Origin of the sequence: Mariprofundus sp. KV (assembly GCF_013387475.1) — a bacterium.
Taxonomy (GTDB): domain Bacteria; phylum Pseudomonadota; class Zetaproteobacteria; order Mariprofundales; family Mariprofundaceae; genus Mariprofundus.
Map to the genome: position 1 here is coordinate 245,343 of NZ_VWNB01000001.1, position 24,518 is coordinate 269,860.

General features: G+C 54.5%; 19 protein-coding genes and 1 tRNA gene. 16 read left to right on the plus strand and 4 right to left on the minus strand.

From position 1 onward, the window contains the following. Positions 1 to 23: 23 nt before the first annotated feature. The gene (locus F3F93_RS01370) at positions 24 to 1,550 is read left to right on the plus strand and encodes an NCS2 family permease (protein ID WP_176957358.1); all 1,527 of its coding nucleotides are present in this window, start codon (positions 24 to 26) and stop codon (positions 1,548 to 1,550) included. 1 nt (position 1,551) lies between these two features. Further along, the gene (locus tag F3F93_RS01375; RefSeq protein WP_176957359.1) at positions 1,552 to 2,031 is read left to right on the plus strand and encodes an MEKHLA domain-containing protein; all 480 of its coding nucleotides are present in this window, start codon (positions 1,552 to 1,554) and stop codon (positions 2,029 to 2,031) included. Positions 2,032 to 2,043: 12 nt separating this feature from the next. Here the strand turns inward: F3F93_RS01375 and F3F93_RS01380 are convergent, their stop codons facing one another. Together F3F93_RS01380 and F3F93_RS01385 are read right to left on the minus strand one after the other, a co-directional pair. Beyond that, positions 2,044 to 2,319 (minus strand): hypothetical protein, encoded by a 276-nt coding sequence (locus tag F3F93_RS01380; protein ID WP_176957360.1) that lies wholly within the window; start codon positions 2,317 to 2,319, stop codon positions 2,044 to 2,046. 256 nt (positions 2,320 to 2,575) lie between these two features. Further along, positions 2,576 to 2,652, minus strand: a tRNA-Arg gene (locus tag F3F93_RS01385). Between the two features lie 149 nt (positions 2,653 to 2,801). On the opposite strand from F3F93_RS01385, the gene F3F93_RS01390 reads away from it, so the two are divergent. From F3F93_RS01390 to F3F93_RS01430, 9 genes are all read left to right on the plus strand, one after another. Next, entirely contained in the window at positions 2,802 to 4,415 is a 1,614-nt protein-coding gene (locus F3F93_RS01390) for an ASKHA domain-containing protein (protein WP_176957361.1), read from the plus strand. An 82-nt stretch (positions 4,416 to 4,497) separates the two neighbouring features. Beyond that, positions 4,498 to 5,163: a cobalamin-dependent protein gene (locus tag F3F93_RS01395; RefSeq protein WP_176957362.1), complete on the plus strand. Its 666-nt coding sequence runs from the start codon at positions 4,498 to 4,500 to the stop codon at positions 5,161 to 5,163. Next, complete coding sequence (locus F3F93_RS01400; protein ID WP_176957363.1) at positions 5,160 to 6,191, plus strand: uroporphyrinogen decarboxylase family protein; 1,032 nt, start codon at positions 5,160 to 5,162, stop codon at positions 6,189 to 6,191. The genes F3F93_RS01395 and F3F93_RS01400 overlap by 4 nt, the downstream gene beginning before the upstream one ends. After that, positions 6,178 to 6,786: a DUF1638 domain-containing protein gene (locus tag F3F93_RS01405; RefSeq protein WP_176957364.1), complete on the plus strand. Its 609-nt coding sequence runs from the start codon at positions 6,178 to 6,180 to the stop codon at positions 6,784 to 6,786. The genes F3F93_RS01400 and F3F93_RS01405 overlap by 14 nt, the downstream gene beginning before the upstream one ends. A 3-nt stretch (positions 6,787 to 6,789) precedes the next feature. Beyond that, complete coding sequence (locus F3F93_RS01410; RefSeq protein ID WP_176957365.1) at positions 6,790 to 8,892, plus strand: PAS domain-containing protein; 2,103 nt, start codon at positions 6,790 to 6,792, stop codon at positions 8,890 to 8,892. Further along, the gene (locus tag F3F93_RS01415; protein WP_176957366.1) at positions 8,873 to 9,889 is read left to right on the plus strand and encodes an ABC transporter substrate-binding protein; all 1,017 of its coding nucleotides are present in this window, start codon (positions 8,873 to 8,875) and stop codon (positions 9,887 to 9,889) included. The genes F3F93_RS01410 and F3F93_RS01415 overlap by 20 nt, the downstream gene beginning before the upstream one ends. Positions 9,890 to 9,906: 17 nt before the next feature. Then, positions 9,907 to 12,309, plus strand: coding sequence for an ATP-binding protein (locus F3F93_RS01420; RefSeq protein ID WP_176957367.1), 2,403 nt, complete (start codon positions 9,907 to 9,909; stop codon positions 12,307 to 12,309). Beyond that, positions 12,302 to 14,281, plus strand: a complete 1,980-nt coding sequence (locus F3F93_RS01425; RefSeq protein ID WP_176957368.1) for a response regulator — start codon at positions 12,302 to 12,304, stop codon at positions 14,279 to 14,281. Before F3F93_RS01420 ends, F3F93_RS01425 begins: the two co-directional genes overlap by 8 nt. 136 nt (positions 14,282 to 14,417) lie before the next feature. Further along, positions 14,418 to 16,661 (plus strand): heavy metal translocating P-type ATPase, encoded by a 2,244-nt coding sequence (locus F3F93_RS01430; protein WP_176957369.1) that lies wholly within the window; start codon positions 14,418 to 14,420, stop codon positions 16,659 to 16,661. A 16-nt stretch (positions 16,662 to 16,677) separates the two neighbouring features. Here the strand turns inward: F3F93_RS01430 and F3F93_RS01435 are convergent, their stop codons facing one another. Together F3F93_RS01435 and F3F93_RS01440 are read right to left on the minus strand one after the other, a co-directional pair. Next, complete coding sequence (locus F3F93_RS01435; protein WP_176957370.1) at positions 16,678 to 17,829, minus strand: MFS transporter; 1,152 nt, start codon at positions 17,827 to 17,829, stop codon at positions 16,678 to 16,680. A gap of 43 nt (positions 17,830 to 17,872) precedes the next feature. After that, positions 17,873 to 18,268, minus strand: a complete 396-nt coding sequence (locus F3F93_RS01440) for a hypothetical protein (protein WP_176957371.1) — start codon at positions 18,266 to 18,268, stop codon at positions 17,873 to 17,875. Between the two features lie 190 nt (positions 18,269 to 18,458). Here F3F93_RS01440 and F3F93_RS01445 point away from each other — a divergent pair, with 190 nt between their 5' ends. The 5 genes from F3F93_RS01445 to arsC all read left to right on the plus strand — a co-directional run bounded on the left by F3F93_RS01445 (position 18,459) and on the right by arsC (position 24,422). Continuing rightward, on the plus strand, positions 18,459 to 19,055 hold the full coding sequence (locus F3F93_RS01445) for a hypothetical protein (RefSeq protein ID WP_176957372.1): 597 nt from the start codon (positions 18,459 to 18,461) through the stop codon (positions 19,053 to 19,055). Positions 19,056 to 19,244: 189 nt separating this feature from the next. Next, positions 19,245 to 20,054 (plus strand): HDOD domain-containing protein, encoded by an 810-nt coding sequence (locus tag F3F93_RS01450; protein ID WP_176957373.1) that lies wholly within the window; start codon positions 19,245 to 19,247, stop codon positions 20,052 to 20,054. A gap of 112 nt (positions 20,055 to 20,166) precedes the next feature. After that, complete coding sequence (locus F3F93_RS01455; protein WP_176957374.1) at positions 20,167 to 21,957, plus strand: chloride channel protein; 1,791 nt, start codon at positions 20,167 to 20,169, stop codon at positions 21,955 to 21,957. Then, complete coding sequence (locus F3F93_RS12695) at positions 21,950 to 24,055, plus strand: UvrD-helicase domain-containing protein (RefSeq protein ID WP_176957375.1); 2,106 nt, start codon at positions 21,950 to 21,952, stop codon at positions 24,053 to 24,055. The genes F3F93_RS01455 and F3F93_RS12695 overlap by 8 nt, the downstream gene beginning before the upstream one ends. 22 nt (positions 24,056 to 24,077) lie before the next feature. Continuing rightward, positions 24,078 to 24,422, plus strand: coding sequence for an arsenate reductase (glutaredoxin) (arsC, locus tag F3F93_RS01465; RefSeq protein WP_176957376.1), 345 nt, complete (start codon positions 24,078 to 24,080; stop codon positions 24,420 to 24,422). Positions 24,423 to 24,518 lie beyond the last annotated feature (96 nt).

Here is a 24,518-nt window from a genome sequence, read left to right on the forward strand (position 1 = left end):
AGCCACGCCGCCGGGCAGCTGAAATGAACAGCTTCAGCTGGTGGCGGCGCGGAGATCTTGATGGTTTCTTCGGTCTGTTTGTTGATAACCTGATCCAACTGATTCTGATCACCGTGCTCTGCACGCAACTGCTCGGTTTCCCTCCAGAACTACTGTTCGGAAAGATTCTGCCCGGTGTGGCAATCAGCCTGCTGATCGGCAACCTCTATTATGCATGGCAGGCCAAACAGCTGAGTCTGGCAACCGGTCAGCCTGCCACAGCGCTGCCCTATGGTGTGAATACCGTATCCCTGTTTGCCTATGTCCTGTTTGTCATGCTGCCGGTGGTGAAAAGCACCGGTGATCCTGAACTGGCCTGGCAGATGGGCCTTGCCGCCTGCCTTGGCTCCGGCCTGATCGAGCTGGCCGGTGCATGGATCGGAGCGCGCGTTAAAAAGGTGACACCGCGCGCAGCCCTGCTTGCCACGCTGGCCGGTATCGCCATCACCTTTATCTCGATGGATTTTGCTTTCCGCATCTTTGCCGATCCGCTGATCGGTTTTGCGCCGCTGGCGCTGATCTTTATGCAGTATATCGGTCGCTTGCCACTGCCTCGTGGTATCCCGGCAGGCCTTGCCGCCATGATCGTCGGCACCCTTCTCGCCTGGAGTCTGGGTCGCATGGATGGTGCAGCGCTCTCCGGCGCCTTCTCGATCTCACTGCATCTGCCAACCCCACAACTGCTCGAGCTTTTCTCAGCCTTCACATCACCTGAGCTGATCGGTTTCATTGCAGTGATTCTGCCGATGGGGCTGTTCAATCTGATCGGCTCACTGCAGAACCTTGAGAGTGCGGAGGCCGCAGGTGATTGCTATGCGGTAAAACCTTCACTGGCCGCCAACGGTATCGGCACGATTGTCGCCGCCTGTTTCGGCAGCTGCTTCCCCACCACCATCTATATCGGCCATCCCGCCTGGAAGGATATGGGGGCAGGGGCAGGTTATTCGATTGCCAACGGTGTTGTCATTACCCTGCTCTGCACACTCGGGCTGGTCGGTTTTGTCAGTGCCCTGATTCCTATAGAGGCGGGTGCAGCAATCCTGCTCTGGATCGGCATCATCATTGCGGCACAGGCATTTAAAGACACACCTTCCCACCATGCCCCGGCCGTGGTTGTCGGACTGATTCCGGCTATCGCCGCATGGGGTCTGTTGATGCTGGAGAGTGGGCTGCGTGCCGCCGGAACCTCGATTGGCGGGGTCGGCATTGAGACACTTGCCATGCAGTTTCCGATTGCGGGCATGATCGCGCTTGAGCGCGGTTTCATCTTCACCTCCATGCTGCTGGCTGCAATGACCGTTGCGCTTCTCGATGGCCGATACAAGATCGCCGCCAACTGGGCCTTTGCCGCCGCCCTGCTTAGCAGCACTGGCATCATCCACGGTTATGAGGTTGGCCAGTTTGCCATACTCAACAGCTACGGCCCTGCCAACAGCTGGCCCTTTGTGATCGGTTATCTGATGGTGGGTACGCTTTTCTGGTTACTGTCGGGCAACAGGGAGAAAGATTGAGATGAGGCCTCTTCCTGAATTGCCATCCGCCACAAACGACTATCTGATCGATCACATCCGACTGCTCAGTGACAGTCTGGCCCACTGGAGTGGCTGCGGTCTGATGGATGATGAAACCAATCCGATCATTGCAGCTCGCAGGCTCTACTACGCCCCCTTTGCCCTGCTCTCGCACGGCAGCGAAGAGGATCCGATCATCAATTATGCCAACCATACTGCCCAGCAGCTCTTTGAGATGGGGTGGGATGAGTTTGTCTGCCTGCCATCTCGATTTTCGGCAGAAGCAATGGTGCAAGAGGAGCGCAATGCGCTGCTTAAACGGGTAACTGACAATGGTTATATTGATGATTACTCAGGCGTGCGTATTGCCAAAAGCGGTAGCCGCTTTCAAATTGAGGATGCCACGGTCTGGAATCTGCTGGACAGGTCAGGAAATTATCGCGGCCAGGCCGCCATGTTCGCGATCTGGCAGCGACTCTGATCGACCTGCCTCTCAATGGCTGATTTTCAGATCAGCCACCGCTTTGATGATCGGCTCACACTGCGCCCATGCCTTATCATCGGCAGTCTGGCTCACGCTTGCACCGGGGTAATGCAGCCGCTGTTCGCTACGCGAGAGCTGCTGCTGAAGCAGATCCGCACAGTGATTCAGTGAGGTCGGCCCATAACTGTTGTAGGTAAAACCAGCAGAAAACGTCACCAGAAGTAACCCTGCACTCAATGCAAAAAGGTGATCTTTCATCGCCTGCGCTGAAGCCTCAGCTGTCACATGTTCAACGTAGGGGCTATGGCGAGATAAGCTATCACCATCAGTGTCAGTACGATCATGATCTTAACGCTAAAATTCATCTGCATATAACCTCCTCTCATCCAATGCATGATCAGATGCGCAAAGAGGGCTCATACGTAGCCTTCCATGCAGGTGCGGATGCTATAATCAAAGGGGGAAAAACAGGCGTGAACTATTTCACAGATAGCAAAATATCTTGATAAAATTGGCATGTGAGAGGCTTTACTAAAGAAAATGGCGCGCGGTACAGGAGTCGAACCTGTGACCTTCGGCTTCGGAGGCCGACACTCTATCCAGCTGAGCTAACCGCGCATTTCCAGAGATGAGAAATCCCGGCGCACGATACTGCCTTCCTCATTAAAAAGCCAATCGCTTTGCTTTCCGCATCAGATCTATCGACAACCAAAGGAGCTTGGGCTTACACTACCCTATGCGCCGCTAAACCTCAGGAGTCACCGGTTATGCCTGAACTACACATCAGCATCGATCAAGACGAGTTGGATATCTCTTTTGAGCCCGGCGCAGCATCTGTTAAAGATCTGCTCGATCAACACGGCATCACCCTGCCGAGCCATTGTGGTGGTGTGGGCAAATGCGGCCTCTGCATGGTGCGTATCGAATCCGGTGCCTGCTCGCCACTCTCCCTCTCTGAGCAGAGCACACTCACTGCCGAGGAGATCAAACAGGGTGGCAGACTGGCCTGTCAGGTAAAGCCACTTGCTGATATCAGTCTGAGCATTCACAAGGCTGACAATCCGACAGCCTGGGCTGAGCTTGATAGCAGCGCATCCACCGGAGAGCCCTCCGCTTCGGATGCGCATGGTCAGAGCAACGGTCAGATCAATGGACTGAACTACGGCCTGGCCATCGATCTTGGTACCACACAGATACGGGCAACGCTCTGGAACCTCGAAAGCAACAGTCGGATTGATGGCATCACAGAACTTAATCCACAAGCGAAATTCGGTGCCGATGTGCTTAGTCGGCTTGCCGCAGCCAAAAGCTCAACAGAGCAAGCGGAGCAGCTCTCACAGCTGGCCAGAGATGCCGTGGGAGAGGCCGTTCAGATTCTCACTTCGCGACACAATTTACCCACATCGGCAATCAAAGCAGTCACCATCGTGGCCAATACCGCCATGCTGGCGCTATTTGCCGGCAGAAATTATGAGCACCTGCTGGAGCTCGATTACTGGCAGAAACCGGTAGACTGCCTGCCGGAACCAGACCATACGCAAGCGTGGGCAAAAGCCTGGGGCGCGGATGCGGATGCAACGATTGAACTGGTACAACCACTGGCCGGTTTTGTCGGCTCAGATCTGCTGGCAGGCATCCTCTCCACCAATCTGATGGCATCTGAGGATGCAGCACTTCTGATCGATTTTGGTACCAACTCGGAGGTGGCGCTCTGGGATGGCAGCAGGCTCTGGGTCACATCAGCCGCTGGCGGACCGGCCTTTGAAGGCAGTGGTTTAAGCTGTGGCATGCCGATGATGCAGGGTGCGATTTATAAAATCAGCGCGGGCAGTGAAGACGAGGATGCGTTTGAATTTGATGTGCTTGGTGGCGGTGCTGCCATCGGCATCTGTGGCTCCGGTCTGGTCGATGCGATTGCCTGCTTATTAAAGCAGGGCAAGCTCAACATTGTCGGCCGTCTGGCAGAGGCCTTTGCCAAAGAGGGTATGCCGCTGGACCGATCCGGCTCGATTCGTATCAGAAACCGGGATATCGATCTCTTCCAGCGCGCCAAAGGGGCCACGGGTGCTGCCATAGCCTATCTTCTTGAACAGTCCGGATTGCAATCAAATATGCTGAACAGGGTCTGCATCACCGGTGCTTTCGGAAGCGGCCTGGACTGCCGCAATGCGGCGATGATCGGGCTGATTCCCGATGTTAAAGCTGAAATCATTGAGCTGCATAGTGATCATGCCCTCTGCGGCTGTGAGATGCTTCTGCTTGCGCCAGAGAAGAAGAGAGAGCTCGCATGCATGCGGCAACAGGCCAGGCTGATCAATATGTCACTGGCAGCTGAATTTGATATGCTGTTTGTTGATAAACTGTTTCTTAAACCCCTGTGATATAACGGCATTAATATTGCTTGTATGCTATACTAACTAAGAGCAGGCAGAACTTCCCTGACACCTGCAACAGGGGGCGCTTATGCAACATAAGATCATCCAGGACTATAACGAAGCGGTCTATGACACGGATCGCGACAAAGCCCTTGAGGTGATTAACCGCGCCCTTGCCGATGGCATAACCCCCGAACAGATCGTCTTTGATGTCATTATCCCCGCCATGGAAGCGATGATGGCGTCGATCAGCAAGGATTTTGACGCCAATCTTGCCCAGCATTTCATGGCTGCCCAGATCGCATCGGAAGTGACCGAGGAGATGATCTCGCGCTTCCAGAATCCTCCTGAATCACTCGGCACCATTGTCATCGGCACCTCGGTTGGCGATATGCATACACTCGGCAAACGCATCGTATCCGGCTGTCTGCGCTCGATGATGATCGATGTGGTGGATCTGGGGGTAAACGTCAAACCCGAAACCTTTGTTGATAAAGCCGTTGAGATCAATGCCCCGGTCATTGCCATCTCCTCGATGATGATGCACACCGCCACCAGTGAAAACGGCTGCCTGCGGGTGCGCGAAATCCTTAAAGAGCGCGGACTTGAGGATAAAATCAAACTTGTTGTCGGAGGTGCTCCTTTCCGCTGGGACAACGATCTCTACAAAACTGTTGGTGCTGATGCCTGGGCTGATAACGGCATCTCTGCAGGCGAAATGATCAAGAAATTTGTTCTGGAGTCCCGCTCATGATTACCGGCATGGAGAGGCTGGTTGCAGCCATCAACGGTGAAAAATCCGACCGTATTCCGGTCTTCTGCAATCTGCTCGATCAGGGTGCAGATGAGCTGGGTATCGCATCACTGCAGGAGTATTACGCAAATGGCGAACATGTCGCCGAAGCGCAGCTGAGGATGCGCGAGAAATATGGCTACGACAACGTATGGAGTCTCTTCTATGTCGGCAAAGAGGCTGAACTGCTCGGTTGTGAGAAGATCACCTTCTCCAAAGGCGGACCACCCAATGTCGAGGATTACGTCATCAAAAACTATGACGACATCGTCAACCTTGAGATTCCCGACGATATCTCCGCACTTCCCGCCTTTGAGGAGAATCTCAAATGTCTGAATATCCTTAAGCGCGAGGTAGGTGGTAAACAGCCGATCTGCGCCTATCTCACCTCAGGCATCACCCTGCCTGCTATTCTGATGGGCATGGACAAGTGGCTGGAGCTGCTGCTTATGGGGCCAACCGATATCCGTGATCTGTTGATTGCCAAATGCTCGGAGTTTTTCCAGAAAGAGATTGATGCCTTCCGCAAAGCCGGTGCGGATGTACTGGTCTATTCTCAACCCTTTGGTTCAACCGACATCATGCCGATGCGGCTGATCAAGGAGTTGACGCTGCCATCGATGAAGATGGATATTGAACCGGGAGGTGTCGGTGGCCTTGTCTACTACTGCGGCAGCTCTCCCTTCAACAACGTGATCGACATGATGATCAAAGAGCTCGGTATCGGTGTCTTTTACTTGAGCCCCAAGGATGATATTGCCGAAGCCAAAAAGATCATCAACGGTCGTGCGCTCACCTGCGGTGTGATCAACGACATCAAGCTGGTGAGCTGGAGCCGCGAGGAGATCCGTGCCGAGGTCAAACGCATGTGTGAGGCCGGCATGCCGGGTGGCAAGTTCCTCTTCGGCACACTGGTGATGCCGTATGATATTCCCAAACAGAATATCAGAGCCATGCTGGAGGCAGCCTATGAATATGGCAGTTACTGAAAACGCAGAACAGCCTGAGAGACTGCTGCTGATCGGATGCGGCATTCTGCAGAAGGAGATCCGCTACCTGATCGAGAAAAACAGCTGGCAGATGGACACCTCTTTCATGCGCTCCGCCCTGCACAACAATATCGGCAAGCTGGAGAAAGGGCTGACCGGATCGCTGGCCAAACGGGCTGATCGTGAGACCATCGTCTTTTACGGCTGCTGCCACCCCGATATGGATCGTATTATTGAAAAGGGCAATTCTCTCCGTACACCCGGCCAGAACTGTGTGGATATCCTGCTCGGTCGCGAACTGTTTGATCTTGAACTGGAGCGGGGCGCTTTTTTCCTGCTCGAGGAGTGGGCCCAGCGCTGGAGTCCGATCACCGAGATGGTGTTCGGTAAAAACCCGGAGGTGATCCGCTCGGTATTTCAGGAGGCGCACAAATATATCCTCGCCATCCGCACTCCCTGCTCTGATGATTTCAGTGAAGAGGCGCAGGAAGTTGCCTCCATTGTCGGACTTCCCCTGCAGTGGATGGATGTAGGGTTGGAGCATCTTGAATCAACGCTCGATCAAACCATGCAGAAGAAGTTAAAGAGTCGCTAACTGATGAGCGAGCTTGAGCAAGCGCCAGAGAGGGATGAAGAGCTAAGCCGCCTGCAACAGCGCATGAAGAAGCTGGCCATGGAGAAATCCTACTATCAGCTGGTTATGCAGATGATCACCCGCATCAGCGAGAACCGTGGGCTGGGCAACGTGGTCAACAACCTGTTGATGAACACCGTTGATATTCTCGGCGGCAGTAACCTCAAGCTCTACTACCAGATGGGCGGAAAATATTACTATGCGGATGTGCTCGGCGAAGAGAGAGAGCTGGCGCAGATTGATGATGAGGCTGTCATGCGCGCCTATCAGAGCGGCCAGACAGAGGAGATCGAGGGGAGCTTTGAAGAGACGCTGCTGAATACGCCCGAGTTTACCCACTCCTACACCTGGATATTCCCACTCAAAGCCGCCAGTGAAGTCATTGGCGTACTGAAGATGGAAAACCTGCATATCAACATGCGTGAACTGCACGAACATCTGCCCGCCTTCTTCAACTTTGCCGCCCTTATCCTGAAGAACGAGATTCTTAGTGAATCCGCCCTGCGCAAAGCCAACCTCACCCTTGAAGGAGAGGTGCTCACGCGCAAAGAGAAAGAGAGGGAGCTGGTAGAGGCCAAATCCGGACTGGAAGCGGCTGTGGCCGAGCGCACAGCCGAGCTTTCGAAAAATAAAGAGGAGCTCGATCTCTTTTTCACCTCGGCACTGGACCTGCTTTGCATTGCCGATACAGATGGTCATTTCCGCAAGCTCAACCCTGAATGGGAGAATACACTAGGTTATCCTCTGGATGAGTTGGTGGGTCGTAAGTTTCTTGATCTGATTCATCCCGATGATCTGGAAGGGACACTAAAGGCTATCTCCAGGCTCTCTGATCAAAACCCAGTGTTGAGTTTTTCCAACAGATACCGTCATAAAGATGGCAGCTACCGCTGGCTTGAGTGGCGTTCATATCCTGTAGGTTCAAGCATTTATGCCTCTGCGCGAGACATCACAGAACGTAAAAATATCGAACGTGTCGAACAGGCCCGGCTGCATCTGTTTCAATTCGCCCAGGATCACAGCATGGATGAGCTGCTGGAAGAGACACTCAATGAAGTGGAACGGCTGACCGGTAGCTGCATCGGCTTCTTCCACTTTGTCGAAGAGGATCAGGAGACTCTCTGGCTGCAGAACTGGTCAACCCGAACCAAAGCTGAATTCTGCAAGGCAGAGGGAAAAGGAGCGCACTATCCGGTAGCGGATGCCGGCGTCTGGGCTGATGCGCTGCGCAACATGGAGCCATTGATTCACAACGATTATGCATCACTGCCCGATAAACATGGCATGCCCGAAGGACATGCCGAAGTGAACAGGGAGCTGGTTGTACCTGTACAGCGGGGTGAGCAGATCGTGGCGATCCTTGGCACCGGCAACAAACAGAGCGATTACAACGATGAGGATGTGAAAACAGTCACCTTTCTGGCCGATCTGGCCTGGGATATCGCCGAGAAGAAACGTGCGGAAGAGGCGCTGGCCATCAATGAACGAAATCTTTCAGATGCACAGCGCATGGGCCATCTGGGCAACTGGCGCTTGGATCTACTGTCCAATAAGCTGGAGTGGTCGGATGAGATTTATCGGATTTTTGAAATTGATCCGCAACAATTTGAAGCCACCTATGAGGCCTTTCTCAATGCAATACACCCGGATGATCGGGAGATGGTCAATAAGGCCTATAATCAGTCACTACAGAATCGCAAGCCTTACGAAACCGTGCATCGGCTGCTCATGCCAGATGGCCGTGTGAAATATGTGCAGGAGCAGTGTGAGACGAATTTTGATAAGGAAGGGATTGCGCTCTACTCCGTTGGAACAGTGCACGACATCACCGAACTCAAAGAGGCTGAAGCTGAGATCAAACGCTTTAATGCCGAACTGGAGCAGAAGGTGGCCGAACGAACCGGCAAGTTGAACGAAACCAACAAGCGGCTGGAGTCATTCAATGAACTGATGGCTGAACGCGAAATGCGGGTGATCGAGGTCAAGCAGGAGGTGAACCGCTTGAGCCGGAAGCTCGGTGAGCCGTTGCCTTACAAGGAGGTATGGGATGCGCTACAGGAGAAGTGAAACCATAAACTATCACTGGCTGAGCCTGCTTCTGCTGCTGGCCTGCATGCCACTGCTGCTGCAGGGGTGCACAGAAAAAACCGAACCATTAAGCATCGACAAGCTGCGACTGGGCCTGCCACTGCAACCCTCCAGCTCTCTGGTTCTTGTGGCTACAGAAAAGGGTTATTTCAAACAGAGCGGGTTGGATGTTGAGCTAAGCAGCTACCCCAGCGGCAAACGTGCCCTGCTCGAAGGGCTGCTGCCGGGCAAGGTGGATATCGCTCTTGCAACCGAGGTACCGATTGCCGCTGCCGCCTTGCGTGGCGAGAAGTTCAATATCGTCGCCTCCACCTTCAGCGCCAGTAACGTCAACCGCCTGATTGCGCGCAAGGATGCAGGCATCGAAAATGCAGCGGATATCGCTGGCAAGCGCATTGCCACCCAGAAAGATTCGGCGGTGCACTACTTCCTGCATCTCTTCCTGCTTGAGCAGAACCTCTCCGAATCCGACATCCAACTCTCCTTTGCCAAAGCCGAAGCGCTTCCTCCTGCACTGGAGTGGGGCACAATCGATGCCTTCTCGATGCGCGAACCCTACATCAGTCAGGCCGCCCAGCGACTGCCAAACAATCATCTTATCTTTGCTGCGCCGGGCATCTACAAACAGTTCGATATTGTGGTTGTAAGGCCTGAGCTGCAACAGCAGCAGCCACAAATCGTTGAAAAATTCGTGCGTGCACTGCAGATGGCCGAACAGTTTGTTCAGCAGCAGCCCAAACAGGCACAGGCCATTGTGGCCGATAAGCTGGGCATTGAGGTTGCATCTGTTGCCGCAGCCTGGCCTCAATACAGCTTCCGGCTCGGCATGGATCAGACACTGCTACTACTGCTTGAGGATATCTCCCGCTGGATGCGTGCGGGAGAGGAGGGGCAGCAGACACCCAACTTTCTCGGCATGATGGTTTTTGACGGGCTGGAAAAGATCAAACCCAATGCCATTACTGTCTTCAGGTAGGCGAAGAGGAGCATGATTTGAGCATCCGCCATCGCCTGCAACTGCTTATCCTGCTGTTTATCACGGCCGGTGTGACTTCACTTGGCCTGCAGGAGTGGAGCCATCGGGTGATGGAGACATCGATAGCAACAGAGCACACCATCGATACCATTGAGCGTAAAGCCTATCAGCTCTCAATGCTTACCACGGACATTGCCGCAACGCCTAAAGAGCAGCGAGCGCAACAGCAGTGGCAGACAAGTTATCAACAGCTGCAAGCGCTGTTGCTGGATGCGCAAATTCAAAGTGTGAAAGGAACGCAACAACCGATCATCCAGCTTCGCAAGAGTATGAGTGATATGCAGCTGCAGCTGCAGCGGCTGATCAAGGCGGGTCAGGAGGTCGAGGGCAGCCGCTATTTTCAAGTTCGTCTTAATCGGGAGCTGCGCGCATCGATGTTGCAGGTGCAATCGATCATCTCCCACGCCACCACGATGCGCAATATCATTGATGAACATTATACTCTGGAGCTGCATAACATCCGCACAGCTTCGATGTTGATCACCGCCACTGCAATCATCCTGCTTGTGCTTCTGGCTGGCGTGATGCTACTCAGAATCATACGCGCTCTGAATATTCTTAAATCAGGCATCTCACGTTTTGCAGCTGGCGATCTTCATGAACCGATTCGCCTTCGATCAAAAGATGAGCTGGCAGAGGTCGCAGCCAGCCTGAACAGCATGGCACACAGTCTCACCGACTCCATGGCCTCACGCGATCAGATGGAAGAGATCATAAAAGAGCGTACCGATGCGCTGCAGAAATCGAGATTGGCCGCCATCAGTGTGATGGAAGATATCAATATTCAGCGCCATCAGACCGAAGAGGCGAGGCAGGCTCTGGAAACGCTGAACAGTGAACTTCAGGATGAGGTGAAGATAAGAAAAGCCAAAGAGAGTGAACTGCGCCGTAAAGAGGCGCTGCTCAGGCAGGCCAAATCCGGTGCCGAACAGGCCAGCCGCTCCAAGAGTATCTTTCTGGCCAATATGAGCCATGAGCTGAGAACACCACTCAACGCCATTCTCGGTTTCTCACAACTGCTGCAGATGGATCCGGCTATGAGTGAGGCGAGCAAGGCAAACCTGCAGACCATCAATCGCTCAGGCGCCCACCTGCTCACCTTGATCAACGATGTGCTCGACATGTCCAAGATCGAAGCGGGTAAAATCGACCTGCAGAATGACAGCTTCAATTTTGATGAGCTGATACGTGAGGCCATTGATATGATGGTGGTTCGTGCCTCCAGCAAGGGCATCAGCCTGGGGCTTGATGCCGACTCGAACTACCCGAAATTTATCTATGCTGATGCCGCAAAAATCCGTCAGATTCTTATCAACCTGCTTAGCAATGCTGTCAAATTTACGGAGCAGGGCGCTGTGAGCCTCCACATCTCAACTGAAGCGCCAAATGAGCAGGGTGAATTCACTCTCACCGGCAGCGTCACCGACAGCGGCATCGGCATCGCAGCCAAAGATCTGGATAAGGTGTTCGCCCCCTTCGAGCAGATCGTGCAGAAGGGTGAGGAGAAGATCGATCAGAAGGGCACAGGGCTGGGGCTCTCCCTCTGCAAACAGTTCATTGAGATGATGGATGGTCATATCGAAGTGCAGAGCAAACTCAATGAAGGCTCCACCTTCACCTTCTCGATCAGGGTGAAAGAGGCGACAGCCTCTGAAATAGAGGAGATTACACCCGCAACGAAGGGTCTGCCAACCGGGCTGGCTGCCGGTCAGAAAGCAATCAAGGTGCTGATTGCCGAGGATGACACGGCCAATGCCATTATTCTCGAGAGTGTGTTGCGCAAAGCCGGCCTGCAGACGCTGGTGGTTGCCAATGGTGAAGAGGCCATTGCACAATTTAAGGCTTGGAAACCCGACCTGATCTGTATGGATCGACGTATGCCGGTCATGGATGGCAAAGAGGCCACCCGTCATATCCGTCAGGAGCCGGGAGGGGGTGATGTGAAGATCATTGCTGTTACCGCCGTGGCCTTCCGTGAAGAGCGGCAACAGATGTTTGATGCCGGCTGTGATGATCTGGTCAAAAAACCCTACGCCTTTGAAGAGATATTCCAGGCTATCGAGCGCAATATTGAGATCGAATTCAGCTACCCTGGTGGAGAAGATGCCAGGCAGCCTGCTGACACAGAGAAGCAGCATCTGGATAAAGATGACTTTGCTGCCGCTATCAGAGCGCTACCGGCTGCGTTGATAAAGCGGATACAGCAGTGTGCTCTGGAGCTGGATATGGATGGATTTGAGGCCACACTGCCTGAGGTGGAGGCGATCAACCCGCAATTGGCAGAGAGCTTGCGTAACTTACACAGGCAGCTTGATTATTCTGCTATACTTAAAGTACTGGAGGAGAATGGTCATGGTTGAAAATGATAGCCTGTCGATAGCATCCTCCGAGATTCTTGTCGTTGACGATACCCCGGCCAGCCTGAAGCTGATCACTGAAACGCTTCGAGGTGAAGGTTATCAGGTGCGTCCGGCCAATAGCGGTCAACTCGCACTCAACTCAGCAGTTGCCAAACCGCCGCAGCTTATCCTGCTTGATATCCGCATGCCCGGCATGGATGGCTTTGAGGTGATCCGAAAACTCAAAGCCGATGAGATCACCCGTGATGTGCCGGTGATCTTCCTCAGTGCCTCGGTCGAGCTGGAGAGCCACATCAAAGGCTTTGATCTCGGTGCTGTCGATTTCGTCACCAAGCCGTTTCAGCGCCAGGAGCTGCTGGCCAGGGTGCGCACCCATCTTGAGCTCTATCGTCTGCGCGCCCGTATGGGGCAGCTGATTGATGAGCGAACTTCTGCGTTAGAGGAGAGCCAGACCCGTTTCAGACGCCTGGTCGAGAATCTGCGCAACGAATATTTCCTCTACGAACATGATGCCAGCGGTGTCTTCACCTATGTCAGTCCATCGATCACCAATCTGCTCGGTTACAGTCAGGAGGAGTTTAGAACCCACTATGCGCAATATCTGACGGATCACCCGATCAACAAAGCGGTGACCAAAAATACCGAGCAGGCACTTGCAGGCAAAACCCAGCCCTCCTACGAACTTGAGATCTTCGCCAAAGATGGCTCCCGCCACTGGCTGGAGATCAATGAATCACCGGTCAGCAATAATTCCGGCACCGTATTTTCGGTAGAGGGCATCGCCCACGACATCACCGATAAAAAAGAGCTGCAGAAGCAGTTCCTGCAGGCGCAGAAGATGGAGGCGCTCGGCACACTGGTTGGCGGCATGGCCCACGACTTCAATAACCTTCTGGCCGGTATAACAGGTTCGCTCTATATCGCCCGGCGCAGGATCGATTCTGAACCGGAGCAGGCAAAAGAGAAGATTCAGACCGCAGAGGTGCTCGGAACTCAGGCCGCCGATATGATCAAACATCTGCTCACCTTCGCCCGTCACGGTGTGGTGGAGAAATCACCGACACCAATCAAATCGCTGTTCAAGGAGGCGAGCAAACTGATTGAGCCGGGTGTGCCCGCCAATATCAGTTTCAAATCGATCCATACTGATGAGGATATGATCATTATGGCCAGCCCTGCACAGTTGCAGCAGGTGCTGATGAACCTGGTCAATAATGCCCGCGATGCCTGCATTGATGCGCAGAAACCCGAAGTTACCATCAGCCTGAAACAATATGAATCTGATCTCACCTTCAAACAGCAACACCCGGAACTCTCCGGCAACGAATTTGCCCTGATTGAGGTGACGGATAACGGCACAGGCATCAGCCATGAGAACCTGGGTAAGGTATTCGAGCCCTTTTTCACCACCAAAGATCCCGGCAAAGGTACGGGACTGGGGCTGGCTATGGTCTACGGCACCATCAAGGATCACGGTGGTGTCATAGAGGTGAAGAGCCAGCCGGGCGAAGGCTCAACCTTCCAGGTATTCCTGCCAATCAAGCATAGTGATCTACAGGAGATGAATGAGGAGAGCGAAGAGCTACAGTCTGAACATGGCGAAACCATCCTGCTGGCCGACGATGATGAGATGCTGCTTATCGCTTATGCCGATATCCTCTCATCTCTGGGCTATCAGGTGATCACCGCCAGTAACGGCATGCAGGCGCTTAATATCTACAAAGAGAAGAGTGATGCCATTGATCTGGTGATTCTCGATATTGTGATGCCGGAGCTGGGAGGCGTTGATGCCGCCCGTGATATCCGCAAGCTCAATCCCGGGCAGAAGCTGCTCTTCTCCACCGGTTATGACCTCAATCAGGAGATGATCAAACATCTTGCAGAACAGCATGAGATTATTATCAGCAAACCGTGGGCAGTTTCATCGGCCAGCCGAATCATCCGCGAGCAGCTGGCTTCAGGTAAAGCGTAATCCGAACCGCCGGAGCAGCCCCCCCTTCCATCTCAAGCCCTGCCACTCTCCTTCAGAGATGCTCATAGCTGTTCAAACGTTCCAGAACCAACAAGTTCATAGATGCACTTTTCCCCTGCTCCACTAAGATTGCAAAATGAGTGAGAGAAAAATAGTTCGACTGGCGATTGATGGCATGAACTGTGCCGGCTGCGTCGCCAAGGTTGAGGCCGCACTCAACAGTGTGGCCGGTGTCTCCCATGCCAGTGTCAATCTGGCCCAGCGTAGCGGACTGGTGGAAGGAGCGATGCAGACTGCCGATCTGATTACAGCAATCAGGGCAACCGGACGCGATGCCCGTGAAATTCGCACAGCCGCCGATGAATCAGAGAGAGAGATCGCCGATCAATTGCGTTTCAAACAACTGCTCAAACAGTTCATGGTTGCCGCAGCCGTTGGCGCACCGCTGTTTATCGCAGGCATGAGCGGCTGGCTGCCGCAACTCTCCACCGAATCAACCAACATCTTCTGGATTGTGCTGGGGCTGCTCACGCTGGCGGTGATGATCTATTCAGGTCGCCACTTCTATCGCGGTGCCATGCGTGGCTTTATCCGTCTGCAGTTCGATATGGATACACTGATTGCCACCGGCACCGGCTCGGCATGGCTCTACTCGATGATCATCACCCTATGGCCCGGCTCCGTGCCTGCGATGGGGCGACACATCTATTTTGAGGCAGCACTGGTTATCATCGCCCTGATCAATCTCGGACAGGCACTGGAGATGCGGGCGCGTGGAAAAACCTCGGAGGCGATCCGGCGACTGATGGGGCTAACCCCCAAAACAGCCCGCATCGTACGCGATGGAAAAGAGATTGATCTCCCCCTCGAAGCGGTGGTTATCGGTGATCTTCTGCGTGTGCGCCCGGGGGAAACGATTGCCGTTGACGGCAACCTCAGCGAAGGCCATTCACTGGTGGATGAGTCGATGCTGACTGGTGAACCGATGCCGGTGGAGAAGGCGGTCGGGGATGAGGTGGTCGGTGGCACCATCAATGGGCGGGGAAGTTTTCTCTTTACGGCGACACGGATCGGAGCCGATACCGTGCTTGCCCGCATTGTTGCAACAGTACAGCAGGCACAGAGTTCAAAACCGCGTATCGGCAGGGTGGTGGATCGGGTGGCAGCCGTGTTTGTACCCGCCATCCTGCTCATTGCTGCGCTCACCTTTCTGCTCTGGTTCTATTTCGGGCCTGAGCCGCAGATCAGCTATGCCATGGTTACGGCGATGACCGTGCTGATTATCGCCTGCCCCTGCGCATTGGGGCTGGCTACACCGATGTCGATCATGGTGGGGGTAGGCAAAGCGGCCGAACATGGTGTGTTGATCAAAAACGGTGAGGCGCTGGAGCGGGCGGGCAAGCTTACAACCATCGTGATGGATAAAACCGGCACCCTGACGCTTGGCAAACCCACGCTTACCGACTGCATCGCGATTGCCGCTGATGAGAAGCAGCTGCTCTACCTTGCCGCTGCACTTGAAGCGGGCAGTGAACATCCGCTGGCTGCAGCCATCATAAGTGCAGCCGCCGGGCAGGGCATAAAAGCTGGCAGCTGTGAAGCGTTCAAAGCCCATGCCGGGCTCGGTCTGGAAGGCAGCGTGGACGGGCGCAAACTGCTGCTGGGCAGCCTCAGACTGATGCGAGAGCGCGGCGTGACGCTAACTACTGAGATCCAGCAACAGGTGAACAGACTTGCCGCACAGGCGCGCACCCCCATGTTGCTGGCAGAGCATGGAGAGGTGATCGGTATGATGGCCATATCCGATCCGATCCGCAGTGAGAGCAGGGAAGCGGTAACGCGACTGCAGGCTCAGGGACTACGTGTGGTGATGCTGACTGGCGACAGCCACGCTACAGCAGCTGCCGTAGCAACTGCTGTAGGTGTTGATGATGTGATCTCCGAGGTGATGCCCGCGGATAAAGATGCAAAGATCGCGGCGCTGCAACAGGCCGGAGAGATCGTTGGCATGGTCGGTGATGGCATTAACGATGCTGCAGCCCTGGCCCGTGCTGATGTCGGTTTTGCCATCGCTTCCGGAACCGATATTGCAATGGCCAGTGCGGATATTACGCTGATGCGCTCCTCTCCGCTGGGTGTGCTTACCGCGATTGAGATATCCCGGGCAACCATGGCCAACATCCGCCAGAATCTGCTGGGTGCCTTTATCTACAATACGCTGGGCATTCCGATAGCGGCAGGCGTTCTTTTCCCGTTCATGGGGCTGCTGCTCAATCCGATGATAGCCGGAGCAGCCATGGCGCTCTCCTCATTTACCGTGGTCAGCAACGCCAATCGCCTGCGCCGGTTCAAACCCGACCAGAGCCACAAAAAGGGCTGAATCGACGCCGTCAAAATTAATCTGAAGAGGCTCTGAAACCACGTTTTGGCAACATCAGCGCCAGCGGTATGCCGATGACAGCGACCCCGGCACAGAGATAAAAGGCCATTGCATATCCCATGCTTCCAACAATCAGGCCGCAGCCCATGATGCCAATGGTAGTACCCAGTCCGAAACCGGCTGCTGAAAAGAGTCCTTGTGCAGCAGCATGACGGTTATCCGGCGCAATCCTCTTGACCCAGGCGATGGCAGAGACATGAAAAGCAGCAAAACTGGCCGCATGCAACAGCTGCAACCCGACCAGCAGCACCATATTGGTTGTTAAACCTGTGCCCAGCCAGCGCAGAGCGGCCAGCGCCAGACAGATACTGAATACCAGTGCCGGTGCACGCAGCTGCACTGCTCTTGACCAGCGCCACATCAGAACGATCTCAGCAAGTACGCCAATCACCCAGTAGAGGCCAATCTGCCACCCCGAAAAACCGGCATCGACCAGATAGAGGCTGAAAAAACCGTAGTAGGCACCATGCGAGATCTGCATGATAAAGGCGACGGCGAGCAGCAGATAGAAAACCCTGGGGAATGGGGTTAATCCACTTTCGGGTTCATGAAACTGCTCGACACTGGGGAAACCCCGTGCAGCAACGGCAAGCACAACCATCAGTGCAGCAAGCAGATAGGGGAAGCTGGCGACATGCTCACCCGTCAGCCAAACACCACCGAGCAGTGAGGCGACAACGAAACCGATCGAACCCCAGACACGCAGACGTCCATAGTCGGCCATCTCCAATTCGGACACCGAGACAGAGAGCCCATCGGCAAGCGGCAATACTGCCGCCCATAAAACACCAAACAGTAGAATGACCACAGCTAGCAGGTAAACATTAAACACAAACGCAATCACCAGCGCGGCAAAGGCCGCCAGCCATGAGGCAATGACAATAAACCGGTGCCCCTGATCCTGTGGGCGGCTATCAAGCAGATGCCCGATCCAGGGCGGCGCCACGACTTTCGCCAGTGCCATGAGTCCGGTCATGAAACCGATCAATACTGCATCAAGGCCTCGACCATCGAGATAGACCGGAAAGAAGGGCAGCACCAGCCCCATGGCGGCAAAATAGGCTGCGTAGAAGAGACGAATGCGATTCAGGGATGCGTGGGTAACCATGCCTGCAACTTAGACCATCATCAGGTGTCGGTTAGCGATGGCGTTAAACACCCTCGGAAGTAAACAGAAATGCGAGCACAACAAATTTGGAGCAGATCACCGCCACAAAAATTGCCGTCAATGAGGTAATCAGAACGGTATTGGCCTCTTTCTTGGCAAAGAAAATTTTAGGTAGTAGCGAGAGCCCGGCAAGAAAGCCGGCAATAGCGAATACCGTATTCAATTCACTGCTGCTCACCTCCAGCTTGACCATCGCATGATTGAGGTCGTCAAAAACAGATCCAACCAGCAGAACAAACACCAGCCAGCAGAAGTAGAGCATCACATACTCAATCGGATGACAGCGCAGAGAGAACTTTCTACCGAGAAGAATCATTGGTATTGCAACGATATTTGCCGCAATGGCATAAGCGATAAAAGAGTGAAGGTATGCGTCCATATGCGCAGCCTATCGCAGGCGAAAATAAAATCACCGTCCAACAAACAGGCGGGCGGGAAGGGAAGATGCTGAATGAATAAACGGTGGCTTAGCTTGCGCGAATCATTCGACTCGTCCACATTTACAACCATGAACCCGTCATCGCCCCCCATGCGTGATCGCCACCCTCTGATTACAAGCGTAAAACAGCATGGATGAGTGGTTCACTATCGTTGTTCGCCAGCTGATTCTCTACAGTCTGCCTGTGCTTGTTTCGATCACTCTGGTCACCATGCTCGAAGCCCGACTGATAAAAGGTGGGCTGCCACACCCCTTTTATGCCATATCCTGGCGAGGCTGCTGGATTCCGTTTTTAACCGCACTCTGCTTCCATCGTGGTGTCATCATTGCACTGCCCAACCCTCTCAAGCCGGGTTTAAAGGCTGCGGCCACCCGCCTCATCGCCCACGCGCTGCTCTGCGCTATCGGCTTTCTTCTCTATGCCTGGAGCCTTGCCTCTCAGGCTCCGGTCGGCCTGCCGCCGCTGCACCTCTGGTGGGCCAAGGTGTTGATGTTTTTTAACCTCTGCATGCTCTTTCTGCATCTGCTGCCGCTACCTCTGCTGCTGATGGGAGAGATCATCGCCAAAAGCCCCAAACTTCCCCCTCTGCCGGGTGGAAATTCGCTGACATGGATTAGCCTGACGCTACTGGTTGCCACACCGATACTTGATCTATCGCTCGGCTCGTTCATGATATATCCGGTCTACGAGTGGTTGAGTAGCAGTGCTATACAACTTGCAGGCTAAGGAATCTCTGAAAAACCACGTCCATGTAGTTTTTCAGTACGCAAAGGCAAAAGCGTGGCTTTGCCTTTGCTCACAAAACCGAGCACTTACTGTGCATGATTTTGGCAGGCCATCCATGGCCTGCACGGATACGCTGACTTTTTCAGAGTATCCCTAATATTGGCAATATATTTGCTTGAGGATCAAGCTATGCATGACGCAGTTTTCGACAGAGTATCAACCATGGAGCTACTGGCTTTCAGTGAGGATCTACCCTCGCTGCCGGATCGCTTTATCAAAATTCAGAAAATTGCACAGGATCCCAACTCCAGTGCTGATGATCTGGCTGAAGTGATCAGAAGTGATCAGGCCACCACGGTCATGATCCTGAAATTTGCCAACTCCTCAGCCTATAACCCTTCCGGCATCGCCATTGGCGAACTCTCCAAAGCGATCGCCCGACTCGGCTCCAAAGAGACCGTACATATCGCTACCGCCATGTCACTGATGTACGGCATCATTCTACCCACCGGCATGGCAAACATTCGCGCCTTCTGGAGCCACGCCTTTGCGGTGGGGCTGGTCTGTGAACAGCTGGCACATCAGATCGACCCAACAGGTAAAAAATACAATCACGAGCGGGCTTTTATGGTCGGACTTTTGCACGATATCGGTCGGGCTGCTCTGGGCATGCGTGTCGATTTCTCCTATTTCGAGCGCGAACTCGGCCATCTGCACTCCGATGCTCTGATCAAGGCAGAGGAGAAACTGTATGGTGTCAATCACGCCGAAGCAGGTCAGCAGCTGCTTAGTCTGTGGCTGTTTCCTGATGATCTCTGTCAGGTGGTTGCAGAGCACCATAATCCGGATAGTAGTCTGCCCCTGGCCAGAATCTGTAACATTGCCACCCATTTTGTTGTCGAGAACATGCCTGCCAGAATCTCTTTTGACTCCATCTATATTGAGGTTGAAAAAGCGCTGCATAAAAACCCTCCTGATCTGACCTCTATCACCGGCTGAAGCCCCTCCGCCTCTTTTTCAACGCTGAGCTGCCCTCTACTATCGAGCTTGGCTCATTTTCTGTTACTGTTGGGCTATCCGGAAAATATCACAGCAAGGGTAACCAACACGCATGACAATAAAGGATACATCAGATCGCAAACCGTGGAAAACCTGGCTTCGCAACCAGGAGATACTCTACGTTGTGCTGCTGGCCGTTGTTGTCGGTGTCGTATCCGGCTACGCATCACTGCTGCTGCGTTTCGCCATTGAGTGGGTCAGCCTCTTCTGGACAGGTGAACGCACCTGGTTAAAAGCGATGGATACCCTGCCCTGGTATATCTATCTGGTGGCCCCGACCGTGGGTGGCCTGCTGGTCGGCTGGATCACCGTGCGTTATCTGCCCGGTGGTGAACTGCGCGGCGTATCAGGCGTACTGGCCGATATGGTGGAGAGCAAAGCCAGAGTACACCGCCATCAGATGGCTACCGAAACCTTCGGCTCCGCTATTGCCATCGGTAGTGGCGCCAGTCTTGGGCGAGAGGGGCCGACCGTCGCACTGGGCGCCCTGATCTCCTCAGAAATCGGCCAGCGTGCAGGACTCTCCGAACAGCAGTTGCGCATCCTTATCGGCTGCGGCGTTGCCGCTGCCATTGCCGCCTCATTCAACACGCCGATTGCAGGCGTGCTTTTCGCCCTTGAAGTGATCCTGGCTGATTACGCCATTGCCACATTCAGTCCGATCGTTATTGCCTCAGTACTGGCGACCGTGATTGCCCGCTCCGAGGTGGGCAACTTCCCCGCCTTCACCGTCCCCGAATATCACCTGATCAGCGTCTGGGAGATTCCCGCCTATATGATCATGGGGGCTCTGTGCGGCCTGGTTGCCAGCGGTTTTATCAAATCGATGGCACCTACACGTGCCTGGCTGGCCAACCTGATTCCCAATCGCAAGCTGCGCCCTGCGGCTGTCGGCTTCGCCATCGGCCTGATGGGGCTGGCCATTCCTCAGGTGATGTCGATCGGCTACGGCGTGGTCGAGGATATGCTGCTGGAGCGCATCCACCCTGAACTGCTTGGTGTGGCGCTGCCGTTAACTGCTTTTCTGGCCATCATCCTGATCGGCAAAACGATCGCCGTAGTTCTGAGTGCCGCAGGCGGTTTTCCCGGTGGGCTGTTCGGCCCGGCCCTCTTCCTCGGCGCTACCGTTGGTGCGCTCTTCGGTGATATCGCCCATAGCATCTCCCCCGCCTACACTGAAGGTTATGGTGCCTATGCACTGGTGGCGTGCGGGGCGTTAACGGCAGCTGCCCTGCAGGCACCGCTGACGGTGATGTTGATCGTATTTGAGATGACGGCTGACTATCACATCATGCTACCGCTGATGATCGCCTGTAGCGTAGCCACCATGGTGACCCGCTCTTTTGGCCGGGCCTCTGTTTTTACCGAAGTGCTGGAGGAGCGCGGCATTGAAACCCACTGGGGCAGGGAGCAGTCATGGATCAGATCGGTACCGATCACCCAGATCCCCTGGCGCTCGATTGCCCGCGTATCGGAACATGCCAAGCTGGAGGAGCTGAAACAGGTCTATACCGGCTCAGGCAAGGGGTGTGTGCAGGTGGTGGATGATAACGGTGATATGGTCGGCATTGTTACCTTTGCCGATCTGCAGCAGTGGCTGATTGACCCTGCACTGGATCAGGTTGTAGTGGCCGGAGAGGTGGCCAATCGCAAGGTGCTTACCGTACGTGAATCCGACAGTCTGCTTGATGCCGTACAGATTCTTGATCGCGAGGAGTTCGAACAGATGCCGGTGGTCGCTGATGACAATCCGCGAAGGGTGCTCGGCATACTGTCCCGCAACGCCATCTTCTCGACCTACCACAAACTGATCGTCAAACACGGGGAGGGTGAGCGTGAGTGAGTTAAACAGCGCCCAGCAGCAGGCAACCTCTGCAGGTGACGGCCCGCAGCTGATTCTGGCAGGCGCGGGCTCAGGTAAAACGCGCACCATTGTTCACCGCATTGGCCATCTTATTGCCGAGCGTGGTTTTGCCCCGCACCGGATACTCGCTGTCACCTTTACCAACAAAGCCGCAGCCGAGCTTAAGGCGCGCCTCTCCATGCTGATCGGTGATGATGGTGGCGGTGTAACCTCCGGCACCTTTCATGCACTCTCTCTGCGCTTTCTGCGTCGCTATGCCGATGCGCTCGGTTTCCCGCGCTCCTTTCAGGTGATCGACTCCGATGATCAGAAGGCACTGGTCAAACGGCTGCTGAAAGCACGCAATATTGCCACAGATCGGCTGCACCCCAACTACCTGATCGGCTGGATCGAACACTGCAAACATGCAGGGCTGACTCCGTCCCAGGCGCCTGAACATGGCTGGAACGGTATCGATATGCGCGAGCTCTACGCTGAGTACCAGGCTCAGCTCAAACAGCATGAACGCATGGATTTCTCTGATCTGATTCTCAATGTCGTGCTGCTGATGCGCGAGCATGCTGATATTGCCGAAGCGCTGCGCAGCCGCTTTGATCATGTGCTGGTGGATGAGTATCAGGATACCAACCCGATCCAGCATGAGTGGCTGATGCTGCTCTGCAGCGGACACCGTAATCTGACCGTGGTCGGTGATGATGATCAGAGCATCTATGGCTGGCGCGGCGCTGATGTCTCGCACATTCTTGATTTCGAACGTCACTGGAGTGGTGCAGGTCTGCACCGGCTGGAGGAGAACTACCGCTCCTCCGCCGCCATCCTTGAGCTGGCCAATGCGGTGATCAGTGAAAATGCTGATCGCCATGAAAAAGTGTTGAAAGCAACCCTGGAACAGGGCGATAGGCCGCAGTGGAAGGTGTGTAACGATGATTACGATGAGGCGCGCCGCATCGCAGCTCAGCTCGATCGCTGGCGCAGCCACGGTTATCCGTGGAGTGAGATGGCCATCCTCTTCCGCTCCAATCGCCAGTCGCTGGTGCTGGAGCAGGTGCTGCGTGAATCGCAAATCCCCTACCGCATGATCGGCGGTGTCGGCTTCTTCGAACGCATGGAGATCAAGGATGCACTGGCCTACTGGTCACTGCTGAACGGCTGCGGCGATGCGCTGCAGCTGCTGCGCATCTGCAACAGACCCAAACGCGGGCTTGGCCTGAAGGGACAGGAGCAGTTGATGGCGATGGTTGCATCATCAGGACTGAGGGCATGTGACTGGCTGCAATTGATCGCCAGTGGCGGCGCTGAAGGGGCAGCCAAAAAGGTGGAGCCCATCGCCGCCCTGATGCAATCACTGCAGCATGACCTGGATGAGATGCCTGATCGCGGCATGAATCTCATACTGCAGGAGTCCGGTTACCTGAAGAGCATCGAGGCGCTCGGAGAGATCGAAGCTGCTTCCCGCCTGGAGAACATAAGGACGCTGCAGGAGTATATCGAGATGTCGATGGCACTGGGCTTAACACCGGTGGAGTTCATGGATCGGGCAGCCCTTCTGCAGAGCAGTGAAGAGATGCATCGCGACGATAACAGTGAAGAGCCTGACGCTGTCTCCATGATGAGTCTGCACCGCGCCAAGGGGCTGGAGTTCGACTGTGTCATTCTGCCCGGTGTTGAGGAGGGGCAGCTGCCGCATCAGCGCGCCCTTGATGAGGGAATATCGGGTATCGCAGAGGAGCGCAGACTGCTTTATGTCGGCATCACCCGTGCCCGTAAACATCTGCTGCTCACCTCAGCCCGACTGCGCCGCATGTTCGGCGAGTCGCACTATCCGCTACCCAGCCGCTTTATCAAACAGCTCTCGCCAGAGATTCTCGGCCAGGAGAATCCAGCCCCTGCAGCAACCAACAGTGCAGCCACATCCGGCGGCATCACTATCGGCAGCAGTGTCATGCATCCGAGCTTCGGCGATGGTGTCATCCTCTCCCTTGAGGGCTCGGGTGATGCATCACGTGTATCCGTGCAGTTCAAACGTGCCGGCATCAAACGACTGATGCTCAAATACGCCGCTTTAGTGCCCATTTAATAAATAGATAGAAGGGGAAACCATGAGTCTGAAAATCTACCATAATCCACGTTGCAGCAAGTCACGGCAGACACTTGCTCTGATCAAAGAGCAGGGCTTTGAACCTGAGGTTATCGAATACCTCAACACACCGCCGAGTGCAGCGGAACTGGATCAGATACTGACCATGCTCGATATGGAGCCGGAGGCGCTTATGCGCAAAGGCGAGGCTGACTACAGGGAGTATATCAAAGGTAAATCGCTGGATCGTGCCGAGGCTATTGCACTGATGTTATCCTACCCGAAGGTAATTGAGCGCCCGATTGTCATCCATGACGACAAAGCCGCCATAGGCAGACCTCCCGAGAGTGTGCTCGATATTTTATAAGCATAAAAAAGCCCGGGAAACCCGGGCTTTTTATTGATTTACAACGCTTCCTTGTGCTTCTAATGAGACGAATCAAGGCATGAGAAGCGACGCTTA